The sequence below is a fragment of the Grimontia kaedaensis genome (assembly GCF_023746615.1).
GTDB classification, from domain to species: Bacteria; Pseudomonadota; Gammaproteobacteria; order Enterobacterales; family Vibrionaceae; genus Enterovibrio; species Enterovibrio kaedaensis.
In genome coordinates, this window is the sequence record NZ_CP082275.1 from 277515 (window position 1) to 293317 (window position 15803).

At 50.5% G+C, this 15803-nt stretch carries 8 protein-coding genes and 1 riboswitch; of the genes, 2 read left to right on the forward strand and 6 right to left on the reverse strand.

Annotated features, from left to right (window positions below; genetic code table 11):
* Positions 1-138: 138 nt before the first annotated feature.
* Positions 139-3813 (forward strand): methionine synthase, encoded by a 3675-nt coding sequence (gene metH, locus K6Q96_RS01440; RefSeq protein WP_251877239.1) that lies wholly within the window; start codon positions 139-141, stop codon positions 3811-3813.
* Positions 3814-4042: 229 nt separating this feature from the next.
* Here the strand turns inward: metH and lysC are convergent, their stop codons facing one another.
* Entirely contained in the window at positions 4043-5392 is a 1350-nt protein-coding gene (gene lysC / locus K6Q96_RS01445) for a lysine-sensitive aspartokinase 3 (RefSeq protein WP_251877242.1), read from the reverse strand.
* A gap of 102 nt (positions 5393-5494) precedes the next feature.
* Positions 5495-5670: riboswitch (Lysine riboswitch) on the reverse strand.
* 218 nt (positions 5671-5888) lie between these two features.
* Here lysC and K6Q96_RS01450 point away from each other — a divergent pair.
* Complete coding sequence (locus K6Q96_RS01450) at positions 5889-7007, forward strand: pyridoxal-phosphate-dependent aminotransferase family protein (RefSeq protein ID WP_251877244.1); 1119 nt, start codon at positions 5889-5891, stop codon at positions 7005-7007.
* A gap of 50 nt (positions 7008-7057) precedes the next feature.
* On the opposite strand, the gene K6Q96_RS01455 is transcribed toward K6Q96_RS01450, so the two are convergent.
* From K6Q96_RS01455 to K6Q96_RS01475, 5 genes are all read right to left on the reverse strand, one after another.
* Entirely contained in the window at positions 7058-8719 is a 1662-nt protein-coding gene (locus K6Q96_RS01455; RefSeq protein ID WP_251877246.1) for a lipid A core--O-antigen ligase, read from the reverse strand.
* A gap of 35 nt (positions 8720-8754) precedes the next feature.
* Entirely contained in the window at positions 8755-11589 is a 2835-nt protein-coding gene (gene uvrA / locus K6Q96_RS01460) for an excinuclease ABC subunit UvrA (protein ID WP_251877248.1), read from the reverse strand.
* Between the two features lie 160 nt (positions 11590-11749).
* A complete protein-coding gene (galU, locus tag K6Q96_RS01465; RefSeq protein WP_251877250.1) occupies positions 11750-12616 on the reverse strand; it encodes a UTP--glucose-1-phosphate uridylyltransferase GalU in 867 nt (288 codons plus the stop codon).
* A 141-nt stretch (positions 12617-12757) separates the two neighbouring features.
* A complete protein-coding gene (locus K6Q96_RS01470) occupies positions 12758-14071 on the reverse strand; it encodes a flippase (protein ID WP_251877252.1) in 1314 nt (437 codons plus the stop codon).
* Positions 14072-14080: 9 nt separating this feature from the next.
* Complete coding sequence (locus tag K6Q96_RS01475) at positions 14081-15802, reverse strand: SLC13 family permease (protein ID WP_251877254.1); 1722 nt, start codon at positions 15800-15802, stop codon at positions 14081-14083.
* Position 15803 lies beyond the last annotated feature (1 nt).

Sequence of the window (15803 nt, forward strand, 5' to 3'; positions counted from 1 at the left end):
CCAAGCGGCGCAGAAAACTACAACAAATGTGTGTCAGCAGAGAGGTTGAGGCTTATCTGAGGTTAATTAGACGTCTAGATTTCCATTTGGTCTGTGATACTATGCGAATAGCGAGAAATATAAGAAGGATCTGCGGTTGTGAGTAGTAAGGAAACACTGGAAAAACTGTTAGCGGAACGCATTCTGATCATCGATGGTGGCATGGGCACCATGATTCAGGGCTATAAGCTCGAAGAAGATGATTACCGCGGTGAACGCTTTGCTGATTGGCATTGCGACCTTAAAGGCAACAACGACCTTTTGGTACTCACGCAACCCCAGATGATTAAAGATATCCATGCCGAATATCTTGAAGCAGGCGCGGATATCCTTGAAACCAATACCTTTAACGCGACCACCATCGCCATGGCTGACTATGAGATGGAAAGCCTGAGTGAGGAGATTAACTTTGCGGCAGCCAAGTTGGCACGTGAAGTCGCTGATGAGTGGACAGCGAAAAATCCGGATAAGCCGCGCTTTGTGGCTGGCGTATTGGGTCCAACCAACCGCACCTGTTCGATCTCTCCCGACGTTAACGATCCCGGTTACCGTAACGTCAGCTTTGATGAGCTGGTGACGGCCTACTCTGAGTCTACCCGTGCGCTTATCAATGGCGGCGCTGATCTTATTCTGATTGAAACCATCTTTGACACTCTGAACGCCAAAGCCTGTGCTTTTGCGGTTGAGACCGTTTTCGAAGAAATGGGCATCCAACTGCCAGTGATGATTTCCGGTACGATCACTGACGCATCAGGCCGTACCCTCTCGGGCCAAACGACAGAGGCTTTCTATAACTCTCTGCGTCACGTCAAACCGATCTCCTTTGGTCTGAACTGTGCGTTGGGCCCTGATGAACTGCGCCCTTACGTGGAAGAACTGTCACGCATCTCTGAAACCTTTGTTTCTGCGCACCCGAATGCCGGCCTTCCGAATGCCTTCGGTGAATATGATCTCTCTCCGGAGGACATGGCTGCTCATGTGAAAGAGTGGGCAGAAAGTGGCTTCCTGAACATGATTGGTGGCTGTTGTGGTACGACACCAGAGCATATTCGCCACATGTATGAGGCGACCAAGACGGTTAAGCCCCGTGCATTACCAGATCTTCAGGTGGCTTGTCGCCTGTCAGGCCTTGAGCCATTGACCATTGAAAAAGAAACCCTGTTCATCAACGTTGGTGAGCGTACCAACGTGACAGGTTCTGCGCGCTTCAAGCGTTTGATCAAAGAAGAGCAGTATGATGAAGCGTTGGAAGTGGCCCGTCAGCAGGTAGAAAACGGTGCCCAGATCATCGATATCAATATGGATGAAGGCATGTTGGATGCGGAAGCCTGTATGGTGCGCTTCCTGAATCTTTGCGCCTCCGAGCCTGAGATCTCCAAAGTGCCGATCATGGTCGACTCTTCAAAGTGGGAAGTGATTGAAGCTGGCCTGAAGTGTATTCAGGGTAAGGGCATCGTTAACTCCATCTCGCTCAAAGAAGGTAAAGAGAAATTCGTTGAGCAGGCGAAGCTGATTCGTCGCTATGGTGCGGCCGTTATTGTTATGGCCTTCGATGAAGTCGGTCAGGCAGAGACCCGTGAGCGCAAACTCGAAATCTGTACCAATGCCTACCGCATTCTGGTGGACGAAGTTGGCTTCCCGCCAGAAGACATCATCTTTGACCCGAACATCTTTGCTGTTGCAACCGGTATTGAAGAGCACAACAACTACGCCGTCGACTTTATCGAAGCGGTTGCAGACATTAAGCGCGACTTACCGTATGCGATGATTTCAGGCGGTGTGTCGAACGTCTCCTTCTCGTTCCGCGGCAACAACTATGTCCGCGAAGCTATCCACGCTGTGTTCCTTTATCACTGTTTCAAGAACGGTATGGACATGGGCATCGTGAATGCCGGTCAGCTTGAAATCTACGATAACGTCCCTGAGAAACTGCGTGAAGCGGTGGAAGACGTGGTACTGAATCGCCGTGACGACAGTACAGAGCGCCTTCTGGATATCGCAGCGGAATACGCGAATAAAGGTGTCGGCAAAGAAGAAGATGCTTCTGCGCTGGAGTGGCGAACCTGGGCGGTAGAGAAACGTCTTGAGCACGCCCTGGTGAAAGGTATTACCGAGTTCATCGTTGAAGACACAGAAGAAGCCCGCGTTAATGCATCTAAGCCGCTTGAAGTGATTGAAGGGCCACTGATGGACGGCATGAACGTCGTGGGCGATCTCTTCGGTGAGGGTAAAATGTTCCTGCCTCAGGTCGTGAAGTCAGCCCGCGTAATGAAACAGGCGGTGGCGCACCTTGAGCCTTTTATCAACGCTGAAAAACAGGCAGGCTCCACTAACGGTAAGATCTTGCTGGCAACGGTAAAAGGTGATGTTCACGATATCGGTAAGAACATCGTTGGCGTTGTATTGCAATGTAATAACTACGAAATCATCGACCTCGGCGTGATGGTGCCTTGTGAGAAGATCCTCAAAGTCGCCAAAGAAGAGAACGTCGATATCATCGGCCTGTCCGGTCTTATCACGCCGTCACTCGATGAAATGGTTCATGTCGCGAAAGAGATGGAGCGTCTGGGCTTCGACTTGCCGCTACTGATTGGCGGTGCAACAACCTCCAAAGCCCACACAGCGGTGAAAATTGAGCAAAACTACAATCAGCCTGTGGTGTATGTGAATAACGCCTCCCGCGCAGTGGGCGTGTGTTCGTCGCTGTTGTCTGAGAAACTCAAGCCTGCGTTTGTTGAGAAGCTTCAAGCGGATTACGAAGTGGTGCGTGAGCAGCATGCACGGAAGCGTCCACGTACCAAGCCAGTCACGCTTGAAAAGGCACGCGAGAATAAAGTCGCTATCGATTGGGAAAGCTACACACCGCCAGCGCCAGCGAAACCAGGTGTTCATGTATTTGAAGACTTTGATGTGGCTACCCTTCGTAACTACATCGACTGGACGCCATTCTTTATGACCTGGTCATTGGTGGGCAAGTACCCGACGATTCTTGAACACGAAGAGGTTGGGGAAGAAGCGAAGCGCTTGTTCAAAGATGCTAACGATCTGCTGGATCGCGTTGAACGCGAAGGCCTGATGAAAGCCAGTGGTATGTGTGCCCTGTTCCCGGCAGCAAGTGTGGGTGATGACATTGAAGTCTACACCGATGAATCACGTACCGAGGTTGCCAAGGTTCTGCATAACCTTCGTCAGCAAACGGAGAAACCAAAAGGTTTCAACTACTGTCTGTCTGACTATATCGCGCCAAAAGAGAGCGGTAAGAAGGATTGGATTGGCGCGTTTGCTGTGACAGGCGGTATTGGTGAGCGCGAATTAGCAGACGAATATAAAGCGCAGGGCGATGATTATAACGCCATCATGATTCAGGCGGTGGCAGACCGTTTGGCTGAAGCGTTTGCGGAATACCTGCATGCACATGTCCGTAAGGAAATCTGGGGTTATGCTGCGGACGAGAACCTATCGAACGATGACCTGATCCGTGAGAAATATCAGGGTATCCGTCCTGCTCCGGGCTATCCTGCCTGTCCCGAGCACACAGAGAAAGGCACCTTGTGGGAGCTTCTCAATGTGGAAGAGACCATCGGTATGTCGCTGACTACCAGTTATGCCATGTGGCCTGGTGCATCGGTATCTGGCTGGTACTTCTCGCATCCGGATTCGCGCTACTTTGCTGTTGCTCAGATCCAGGAAGATCAGCGTGACAGCTATGCCGATCGAAAGGGCTGGGATTTGATCGAAGCAGAGAAGTGGTTGGGCCCAAATCTCAACGGTTAATCTCTAATACCAATCACAGTAGGTAGGTGCTCAGAAATAGCGCAGGAAAAATGCTCGAGAACAAGGCGAAAAATTTCGATAAGTAGTTATTCTACAATCAAATTTTTCAACGCAGTTGTCGATCATTTTAACAAGCTAGGATGAGCAGATATTTACTAAGATTGGTATAAGATAGTAAAAAGAAAAATGGCGCTCAGTGAGCGCCATTTTTGTGTCCAATAAGAAGACATTAATCTTCAAACAACTCTTTGTGTAGCGCACGGACAACTTCTTTAGATTCTGACGTGCTGGTGAGGAAGCAGAGGTTGTGATTACTTGCGCCATAACAAATCATACGCAGGTTGTAGTCTTCCAGCGCACTGAAGATTTTGGCGGCTGCACCTTTTGATTCACTCATGTGGTTACCAATTAACGCGACCAGACACATGTCTTGCTCTACGGTTACCTTACAAAGTGCAGCCAGCTCCTGTTCTGCCGCTTCAGGCAATTTAGGCGCACCACCTTTGGTGTTGGTTTGATCCAGTGTCAGAGAAACACTGACCTCCGACGTGGTGATGAGATCGACCGACACTTTGTGCTTTGCCAGAATGTTGAACACTTCCGCCAGGAAACCATAAGCATGGAACATATTCAGACTGGTGAGCGTCACCATGGTCTGGTTGCAACGCAGTGCCAGCGCGCGGAAAAGCGGAGATTTCTCTGCTTGATGACGAATCCAGGTACCGCCTTGTTCAGGGGCTTTAGATGAGCCAACGAATACAGGAATGTCCTGACGCATTGCCGGGATAAGCGTCGCCGGGTGCAGGATCTTCGCACCGAAGTTTGCCATCTCTGATGCTTCACTGAAGCTGATTTCATCGATAGGACTCGCTGCCGGGGCGACGCGAGGGTCAGTACTGTAGATACCCGGAACGTCGGTCCAGATTTCCAGTGACGTTGCTTTTACGGCTTCTGCCAGAAGCGCCGCACTGTAATCACTGCCACCGCGACCCAGTGTGGTGGTATTGCCTTGTGCATCAGAGCCGATAAAGCCCTGGGTCACAACAACTTTGTCTTCAAACAACGGCGTGAGCACGGTTTCAGCGTGGTGCGCTGTTTCAATCAAGTCCGGGGTTGCTTTACCAAACACGTTGTCGGTTTTCAGCACATCTCGGACATCTGCGCGAACAGCATTGATGCCTTTATCGTTCAACAGGTGGGTAAAAATATGAGTCGACATCAACTCGCCACAAGCAACGAGGGCGTCAGTAATTTTATCGGAAGGTGAAGTTTCTGCCGCCGCAGAGAGTGTTGCTACTTCATCGAGAATTGCATTCACACCTGATGCAACTGCCGGCGCTTCCGGGAGCTGTTTCAGAATGCTGAAATGAATATCGTGCAGTTTTGTCAGCACTTCCTGCTGCCTGTCATTGGCAACACCATTTGCCAGTTCAACCAGTAGATTTGTCACGCCAGAACAAGCGCTAATCACTACCAGTCGAGTGTTCAAATTCCCTTTAATCACCGATGCACAGTTAGACATAGCTGTGTAGTCGGCTACACTCGTGCCGCCAAATTTTGCGACATTTAATGCGTTCACTTCCCTTCACCTCCCATAATCGCGAATGGAGTAATCCTGAATAAATAAAGTAATAAGTTGGGAGACAGATAGAGGGTGCGAGCGGGCAGGAAGAAAGGGCATTTCTCCAGAAGCGCTCCATCTCCGTTGAGATGACAATCCGAAGGATTCAACCTTCTAGACCGACAACCCAGCCCCCAAGGTCTGGTATTGCCTCGGCGTCTTACCCCCTCATCGGATTGCATTGGAGTTGGGGCTCCGCAATTCGACTACCTGGTAGACGCGCCTCTTCTGTCTCTGCAGAGCACAAACTGTGCTGAGCAAAAATTGCCCTCTATTGATAAATGTTTGTAATGTTATTGTCAACGTTTGTTTGAGTTTCTGGCATCGCTTTTCGTGGCAGTGAACGACTTTTGCTTGATGATGCTTGGGTTTATTCAACGTTGATATTTTAGCCAGCTCTATCCGATGGTAGGGTAAATGAACCCAAGGAACAAAAGGCAATGGAGAGCAAATAATGACAATTTCACGCTTTATCCCACCACAACGTACCCTGATGGGGCCTGGCCCCTCTGATGTTTCGCCACGCGTATTACAAGCGCTGGCTCAGCCAACGATTGGTCACCTAGATCCTCTTTTTGTGGGAATGATGGATGAAGTTAAATCACTGCTTCAGTATGCATTCCAGACCGAAAACACCTTTACCATTGCGGTGTCCGCCCCGGGCAGTGCAGGTATGGAGACCTGTTTTGTCAATCTGATTGGGCCGGGCGATACGGTGATTGTTTGTCGAAACGGCGTATTTGGCGAGCGTATGCGTGAAAACGTAGAGCGCTGTGGCGCAACAGCGGTGATGGTTGATGACGAGTGGGGTAAACCGGTCGATCCGACAAAAGTGGAGGCGGCTTTAAAAGCTAACCCAGAAGCATCGGTGGTGGCGTTTGTGCACGCTGAAACATCGACCGGCGCACTCAGTGATGCAAAGACAATTTCAGCACTGGCGCGCGAGCATGGCTGCCTGACGATTGTCGATGCCGTAACCTCTCTTGGTGGTGTACCGTTGCTGGTTGATGAGTGGCAACTGGACGCTGTGTATTCTGGCAGCCAGAAATGTCTCTCCTGTGTACCGGGCTTGTCGCCAGTCACTTTCTCTCCGCGTGCGGTAGAAAAAATGCAGCAGCGTACTGGGAAGGTACAGAGTTGGTTCCTCGATCAAAGCCTGGTGCTTGGTTATTGGAGTGGTGAAGGCAAGCGTAGCTATCACCACACAGCACCAGTAAACAGCCTTTACGCCTTGCATGAGTCTTTGCTGATGCTGAAAGAGGAAGGTCTGGAGAATGCATGGCAACGTCATCGTGATATGCATGAGTTACTCAAAGCCGAACTGGAAGCGCTGGGTGTTAACTTCCTGGTTGATGCTGACCATCGCCTGCCACAATTGAATGCTGTCGCAGTGCCTGAAGGCGTCGATGATGCCGCCGTGCGTGCGAAACTTCTCAATGACTACAATTTGGAAATAGGTGCGGGTCTCGGAGCACTGGCAGGTAAAGCATGGCGTATCGGTTTGATGGGTTATGCGGCTAAACGTGAAAACGTAGCCTTGTGTGCGAAGGCACTGAAGGATGTGCTTGGTTAAGCGGAATTGAATTGAGAAACGCCCCGCATGAGTGCGGGGCGTTTTTGTTTTTATTCCGCGGGAAGCTCAGAAAAGTCAGGTTGAAACGTTCGGTACGGGAAAAGCAGTGATGCTTCATCCTTTAACTGTTTGGCGACCATTTTATGACCGGTGAGCATCGCCAGCTCAATCAGAGATTGGTAGCCATCGGCATTCGGAGACGTTTCCAGTCGGGCGATTTGCCCCCGAAGGTACAGTTCCTGCGCGCGTAAATCCCGGCTTTCAACACTTTCCAGAAACGCCCGCTTTCCTTCCACTTGCTGATAGAAGTCATTCCACCAAGGGTGCGTTTGATACTGAGTCAGCTTACTGTCGCGTATCTGATAGGTGCGAAGCGCCTGTTCGCCAAGATAGATTGAAGACAACACCAAAACCAGCGTGGCAGTCAGCACCGTGTTAGCAGCGATTTTCATTGGCCGTGGGTAAGGCAAAAGCACGCGGCGGTATCTCGCGGTAAGGTTATCAATCCAGTAAAGCAGCACCACAAACAGCATGCCCAGTGCCAGGTTGGTTTCAATGTAGTCTGTCAGTGCCATGCCAATGAGGGATGGCAGAATGATCGCTAGCAGCATCAACCGGGTGCCATTCGGTGCCTCCAACAGCTTACGCACCACCAGTGTGAAGAGCACCCCAAAGCTCGCCCAGTAGGCAATGCCGCCCTGAATTAAACTTGCGAGCAGCCAACTCGGATACATTTCTTGAAGCGGCAGAACATGGTTTTGCTCGATGCCAAACAACAGCTGTGCTTTATCGAGCTGCCCCAGACCGATGCCTTCAAACTGAGCCTGCCCCAGTAATGCCCATCCCTGCGATAGTACCTCTAACTCCTCTGCTGAATAACGGGCAGCGAAAAGAGCCGACTGAGGCACACTTCCAAACTTCCAAGCGATAGCAAAGCCAACCAATACCGCGAAATTCCAAAGACCATGGTGTCTTTTTTGGCTGAAACGGAATAAGAATGGCTGACTGAAGGTCACCAGCACTAAAATCGCGGTGATTAGCCAAGGCGATTTCAATGCCGTGAGAGCTGGAATGGTGAGCAGTGGCGTCGCAAGTAGTAAGGCATGGACGGGCACCCAGTTACGCTTGTACGCTTTAGTCCGCGCGAGCAAGTAAGCTGACAGCATTAAAGATGTCAGTAGGACGATGCCAAGTACATCACTGTTGCTTTTGAAGTCTGGAAGGCTTGATGATGATATCTCGCTGATATTAGGCAGCAACAAAGGAATAGCGAGCAGCCAGCCGCTTAAAAGCGGTAACCAGAGGAGATATTGCCGTTGAAGATGGTTAAAGCTGAACTGCTGCAAGGTACAGAAAAGCAGTAAGGACAACAGGACGCTGAACCCCTGCCATGCAGCCGAATGCCAGTCGGCGTGAAGATAAAATGACGGTATCAGGGCGAAACTCACGCTCAGCGCCAGCCATCCTGTCATGGTCGTGTGACTAAAACGCCCTTGCCTTGCTGCTTCCCAAACACCAAAGCAAACAATGGTGACCGCTAACAAGAGCGTTAAGGCTGTCGCTGGATGTTGAACACCGGAGAAAACGAGTGAAATTTGGTTCAGTGGCAGGCAGAACAAAAACAGCGCAGCCAGCGCAATCAGCACTGGCTTAACCAAAGGCTTTCTGGCCACTTTTGATGGCCAGAGGTTTTGAAAACGCATTGTTTGCATAGATTGTTTTTCACCGGCTTACACCAGTATCCGCCCTATGATGCTTTTTGTTTAAGCAATGGTTTCAGGAACCTTGCTGTGTGCGAACCCTCAACCAAAGCCACGTCTTCCGGTGTGCCTTCGGCGATGATCATACCGCCACCGCTACCACCTTCAGGGCCTAAGTCGACAATCCAGTCCGCGGTTTTTATCACGTCCAGGTTGTGTTCTATCACCACAATGGTGTTGCCGTGATCACGCAGTCGGTGCAGCACCGTCAGTAGTTGCTGGATATCATGGAAGTGTAGGCCAGTGGTTGGCTCATCCAAGATATACAACGTCTTGCCGGTATCACGCTTGGAAAGCTCACGCGCCAGTTTCACGCGTTGCGCTTCACCACCGGAAAGGGTAGTTGCGGCCTGTCCCAAGCGGATGTAGGAAAGACCTACATCCATCAGCGTTTGCAGTTTGCGCGCTATCGCTGGCACGGCATCGAAGAACTCGCGGGCATCTTCCACTGTCATCTCGAGGACTTCATCAATGGTTTTGCCTTTATAGCGGATCTCCAACGTTTCACGGTTATATCTCTTACCTTTGCACACGTCGCACGGTACGTAAACATCCGGGAGGAAGTGCATTTCCACTTTGATAACGCCGTCGCCCTGACAGGCTTCACAGCGGCCCCCTTTGACGTTAAAACTGAAACGGCCCACTTTGTAGCCACGGGAGCGTGCTTCTTGCGTGCCCGCAAACAGTTCACGGATAGGAGTGAAGATACCAGTGTACGTTGCCGGGTTGGAGCGAGGAGTGCGTCCAATCGGGCTCTGGTCGATATCAATCACCTTATCGAAATGACCCAGACCGTCGATGTCCTTGAAAGGTGCTGGCTCGCCTGTGGTTGCACCGTTCAGTCGCTGGTGGGCGATTTTGTAGAAAGTGTCGTTGATAAGGGTCGATTTACCTGAACCAGATACGCCGGTCACACAGGTCAGCAAACCAACAGGAAGTGTCAGATTCACGCTCTGCAGGTTGTTGCCCGTTGCCCCTTTGAGCTTCACGACCTTTTTCTTATCGTAAGAAATTCGTTTGGCAGGGACTTCAATCGCCTTTTTCCCGCTGAGGTATTTGCCGGTTAAAGAGTTTTCATTCTTGATGATTTCTTCATACGTTCCCTCAGCAACGATGTGACCACCATGCACACCGGCTCCAGGGCCGATATCCACAATGTAGTCTGCCGCGCGGATAGCGTCTTCATCGTGCTCAACCACCAATACGGTATTACCCAGATTACGAAGGTGCTCCAGAGTCGCGAGTAAGCGTTCGTTGTCACGCTGATGAAGTCCAATGGATGGTTCATCCAGCACGTACATCACGCCGACCAGACCTGCACCGATCTGGCTGGCCAAGCGGATACGTTGCGCTTCACCGCCTGATAGGGTGTCAGCACTGCGCGACAGGTTGAGGTAGTTCAGACCGACGTTGACCAGAAAGCTCAGACGGTCATGGATTTCTTTGAGTACCTTGTCGGCAATTTGGGCGCGTTGGCCAGTTAGCTCCAGACCTGCGAAGAAAGTCAGTGCTTCATGAATACTCATTTCACACACGGCTGGCAGGTTGGTGTCACCGACAAAGACATGACGCGCTTCTTCACGAAGACGCGAGCCGCCACAGCTTGAACACGGCTTGTTGGCGATGTATTTCGCCAGCTCTTCACGGACAGCCATAGATTCTGTATCACGGTAGCGGCGGTTGAGATTATTTAAAATCCCTTCAAACGGATGCTTACGCACCGTGATATCACCGCGATCGTTCACGTACTTGAAAGCAATTTCAGTGTTGCCGGAGCCATTCAGAACAACGTTTTGGATAGTTTTTGGTAAATCCTGCCAAGGCGTTTCGATGTCGAATTCGTAGTGATCGGCAAGCGAGCTTAGCATCTGGAAGTAGTAGAAATTACGGCGATCCCATCCACGGATGGCACCACCAGCAAGGCTGACAGCTTCATTCTGAACCACGCGGTTTTCATCAAAATACTGTTGTACGCCGAGACCATCACAGGTTGGGCAGGCACCTGCTGGGTTGTTGAAGGAAAACAGGCGCGGCTCAAGCTCTTGCATGCTGTACCCGCAATGCGGACAGGCAAAGTTGGCTGAGAAAATGAGATCATCACCGTCACCATCCATGAAGCTGACGACGGCCGTGCCGCCCGTCAGTTCAATGGCTGTTTCGAAGGATTCAGCAAGGCGTTGCTGCAGATCGTCGCGCACTTTAAAGCGGTCGACGACCACTTCAATGGTATGCTTCTTATGAAGCTCCAGCGTCGGTGGATCAGAAAGATCACACACTTCGCCATCAATACGCGCGCGGATAAAACCATGGGCGACCAGGTTTTCCAGTGTTTTGACGTGCTCGCCTTTACGCTCTTTGACGATAGGAGCAAGCAGCATCATCTTGCTGCCTTCTTCAAGCTCCAGCACCTTGTCGACCATCTGGCTCACGGTCTGTGCTTCCAGCGTCACATTGTGTGTCGGGCAGCGCGGGTCACCCACACGCGCATATAGGAGGCGCAGGTAGTCATATACTTCGGTGATGGTACCAACGGTTGAGCGTGGGTTGTGAGACGTGGACTTTTGCTCGATGGAGATAGCAGGTGACAGGCCTTCAATATGGTCGACGTCTGGCTTTTCCATCAGGGAAAGGAACTGGCGTGCATAGGCAGACAGTGATTCTACGTAGCGGCGTTGACCTTCCGCGTACAAAGTATCAAAAGCCAGTGATGATTTCCCCGAACCTGAGAGGCCGGTGATCACAATCAGCTTATCGCGTGGGATCGTCAGGTTAATGTTTTTCAGGTTATGGGTGCGAGCCCCTCTGACGTCAATCGTATCCATATCTACCTTGCCCTTGGCGCTCAGGCTCGAAGCCTGAAGAAAAAAAGAATGAGGAAGTATCCCACATTATCGCGTGATGAAAAAGAAGAAGGCTGTATAAACGTACAGCCTTCTTCAGTGTTGCGACATGTCAATTTAACGGTGGTTCAACCCGAATCGATCAGCCTGTTTTTACTGTTTTTTGAGGTTGGTTCGGTGCATCTGACTTCAGGTAGATATTTTCGTAGCAATAGTTGGTTGCTTCGATAAATCCTTCAACGCTACCACAGTCAAAGCGTTCGCCTTTGAATTTGTATGCCAGTACACAGCCGCTTTGAGCTTGTTTCAGCAGAGCATCGGTGATCTGGATTTCACCGTTTTTGCCTGGTTCTGTTTTTTCCAGGATGTCGAAAATATCTGGGGTAAGGATGTAACGACCAATGATCGCGAGATTACTTGGCGCTGTGCCTTGTTCTGGCTTTTCTACCATGTTGTCTACACGGTAAAGGTTGTCACGCATCTCTTCACCGGAAATCACACCATATTTGTGGGTCTCATCTTCCGGCACCTCTTCTACTGCAACGATAGAGCAGCGGAATTGCTTGTACAGCGCAACCATCTGGGAAAGTACGCCATCTCCCAAGTTCACACACAGATCATCCGCCAGCACAACGGCAAATGCCTCATCACCCACCAGCTCGCGGCCAGTCAGGATAGCGTGACCCAGACCTTTCATTTCTTTCTGACGGATATAGGTGAATGAAGCAGCATCGATAGTCGCGCGAATATCTCCCAGCAGGGCTTCTTTGTTCGTGCCGCTGATTTGATGTTCCAACTCGTAGTTTTTGTCGAAGTGATCCATCAGGCTGTGCTTACCACGACCGGTAACAATACACATGCCAGTGATGCCAGCTTCAATCGCTTCGTCAACGCCGTATTCGATCAGTGGTTTGTTAACAATAGGCATCATTTCTTTTGGCATCGACTTGGTGGCAGGTAAAAAGCGGGTACCATAGCCAGCCGCAGGAAATAGGCACTTCTTGATCATAGGTTGTCCTTAATATGTTTAATCCAACTATCCGGGCAAAATGCTAAAAAATATGGGCAAAAGGGATATTAACATTAATCAGTTACGAATTTGTCTCTTTGTTTGATTATGCGTGCATAGCGAGTCTTCAACAAGAGACGGTTATCCTATTGGCCAAAAGCCGAGTCGTTTTTCTACCTTGTGCACTGCCAGAATGTTCTGTGTGCTCATACCTATACTAACGGCCAGCGCTGCGCCAACGATTCCCCATAATGACGTGAATATCAGTATCAAAGTCACGGTGAGAATCCCTGCAAAAAGGGTGATATTACGCAAGTCTCTTTCATAGCCACACATGGTGAGAAGAAATCCGACAGAGCCCGTCATCACATTGATGGTTTGACCCACTGCAAGAATAACCAATAATTGGCCAGATGCAGAAAATTCTTTGCCAAACAATGTCATTATCGTGTCTGGCCAGATGAGAACTGCGGCTAATACCGGGGTGGAGAAAACTATCATCAGTCGGGTGGAAAATTGTGCCAACCGCTTCAACTCGTCGAGCTTTCCGGCTTTAAAAAGCGCGGAGAATCTCGGTGCGGCGACAAAATTTATCACCATCAACATAAAGCTGATAAGTAGGGATGTTCGCTGAGCCGCAGAAAAATATGCAACCTCTTCAGATGTCACGAATAGCCCCACAATCACGACAGATGCCCAGGGGATCGCCTGGCTGGTGGCTGAGATTAACCAGAGATTGGGAGCAGCATCCCAAAGCGTGGGCATCTTGCGATCGCTGGTGTCCAGCCTATGTTCCGGTACACGAAACCACAGCCACAGTCCGCTTATCATCACCAGTGCCGCGGCGGCAACGTAGAGCACAGACGCAGAGTCAGCCATAGGTTTTGGGTCGTAATGCCCGAGTAATAACAGTGCAGGAAGTGCCAGCATAGTGACGCCTAGCTGCATCGAACAGACGGAAGCAATCACCTTGCGTGTTGCCTGTAGGGCATAGCCATTGAGGAAAAACAGGCTAATGAAAGGGATTGCCAGAGCAAAATAGCGCAAGCTATCAGTCGCCTCTGGTTTACTGAATACATTCAACGCCAGAAAAGGTGCTATTAGATAGGTGACCCCTGCGACTATGGCGGAGGTGGGAAGAACCGCAAGCAGCGCATTGGTAAACACCTGATTGGTCAAATGGGTGTTGTCTTGCTCTCCGGCATGCCCAATAAAACGAAGCAGGGCGTTTTCCATCCCCAACATGCTCAGTGTTCCCAACAAGGTGGCAAGACTCATACCGAGAAAAAACAGCCCGGATTGTTGTGCCCCTAGCACCCGAGCGGCAACCACGCTAAGTAAAAAGGCCGCAGCTGCAGATAGGACCCGGAAGAGAGCGGCAAGTGCAGCGTGGAATAGAAACTGGCGGCGGGCAGGGCCGATGGATTGAATACGGTGAACAATTTGGGAGATCATGAAATTGCCTTACCAGGGGAAAACCAAGGGAATAAGAGAAAGAACAAGGGCACCATATACCAGACTCAGTGGCAGTCCGGCTTTGAGATAATCCCTTGGTACATAGCGGCCAGCTGTATATACCATGAGGTTGGTTTGGTACCCGAAAGGTGAGAGGAAACTTGAGCTGGCTGCGAAAGCGACCGTCATGATAAATGGCATAGGGTCGATCTGATATTGTGCCGCAATGGCCAAGCCAACCGGAAAGCTTATCGCTGCAGCAGCATTATTGGTGATAAGCTCGGTCATCAACCAGGTGGCAAGATACAAAATGACCAATGCCCCGAAAGCGCCGCCTGCCTGCCCGACGTTCATAATGAAGTTTGCAAGCGTATCTGCAAGCCCTGTCAAGGAAATAGCTTGCGCTAAACCCAAGGCCGAACCAATCACCAGAACCAGTTCAAACGGGAAGCGACGCCTTAAGTCGTGAATAGATACCAGACGCGTACCCACAGCAATAGCCAGCAGCAGAATCAAGCCCTTGTAGAGGGGGAGCCAGCCCATAACGCTAGCCACAAGCGCGGTAATTGCGCCCGCACAGAAAAGAAGGGACTGAGAGTGGGAGAGTAGAGCATTGTTTTCCTGTTGCCCCACCAGGATAAAATTCTGAGCCAGATTTCCCTGCGCGAAGAAATCTTCACCGACAGCCAAAACCAAGAGATCGCCACCTTGGAGTTTTATTTGACCTAAACCGCCACGGATTTGGCCCTCACCACGCTTAACGGCGACGACAGCTGCACCGAATTGGGCCCGGAAATTGAGGGACTTTATTGTTTTTCCTGAAATGACTGCATTTGGAGTGACAACCACACTGACGAGATTGTCAGAGGGAAGTTGTTCACCCTGCGTTTTCAGCGATAGTCCTTTGAACTTATCGAGCAAGGCGGTCGCCTCCAGATCGCCGGAGAACACCAAGATGTCGCCACCTTGAAGGTGTTCAGAGGGAGATACCGGTGAAATAATATGATCTCTTCGTACTATCTCGACCAGGAACAATCGCTCCAGATGGCGAAGTCCACTTTGTCCGACGCTTTGGCCGACAAGTGGTGAGTTTTCATCGAGCAGGGACTCTAGAAGATAAGCCTGAGAGGTTTCGTCCTCATTACCGCTCTGGTTCGGCAACAGCTTAATAGAGATCAGGGCGATCACTGCGACACCAAGGAGAAATAAGGGCACGCCAATCAATGTGAAGTCAAAAAAGCCAATACCCGGTAATCCGGCATTGAGGGTAAAACCATTCACCAACAGGTTAGTGGAGGTACCAATCAAGGTCATGGTGCCACCCAAAATGGCAGCATAAGAAAGTGGTATAAGCAGTTTACTGGTTGAGTGCGCGCTTCTCGTCATACTTCGCATCAGGGTGGAAACCACGGCCGTATTGTTGATAACGGCAGAGAGCAAGCCCGCGGAAAGCGTGGTTTGGAATGCTACTTTCCTTAAACTACCACTGGTACACCAGCGACCAAGCGCACTGATAAGCGGTGTGCGTTCGAGTATCACTGAGACCATCACCAGCAATACCAGAGTGATCAGGGCGGTATTGGTGAAGTTATTGAAAAGCTGGATGGCAGGCACGATATCGAGCAGTAACAGGACAGTAAACACACCACCAAACACCAAGGCTGGGCGCAGGTTGGTCAGCAGGAGTGTGATTAGCAGCCCTGCTATCAAGAGTGCTACCACCACACTCATC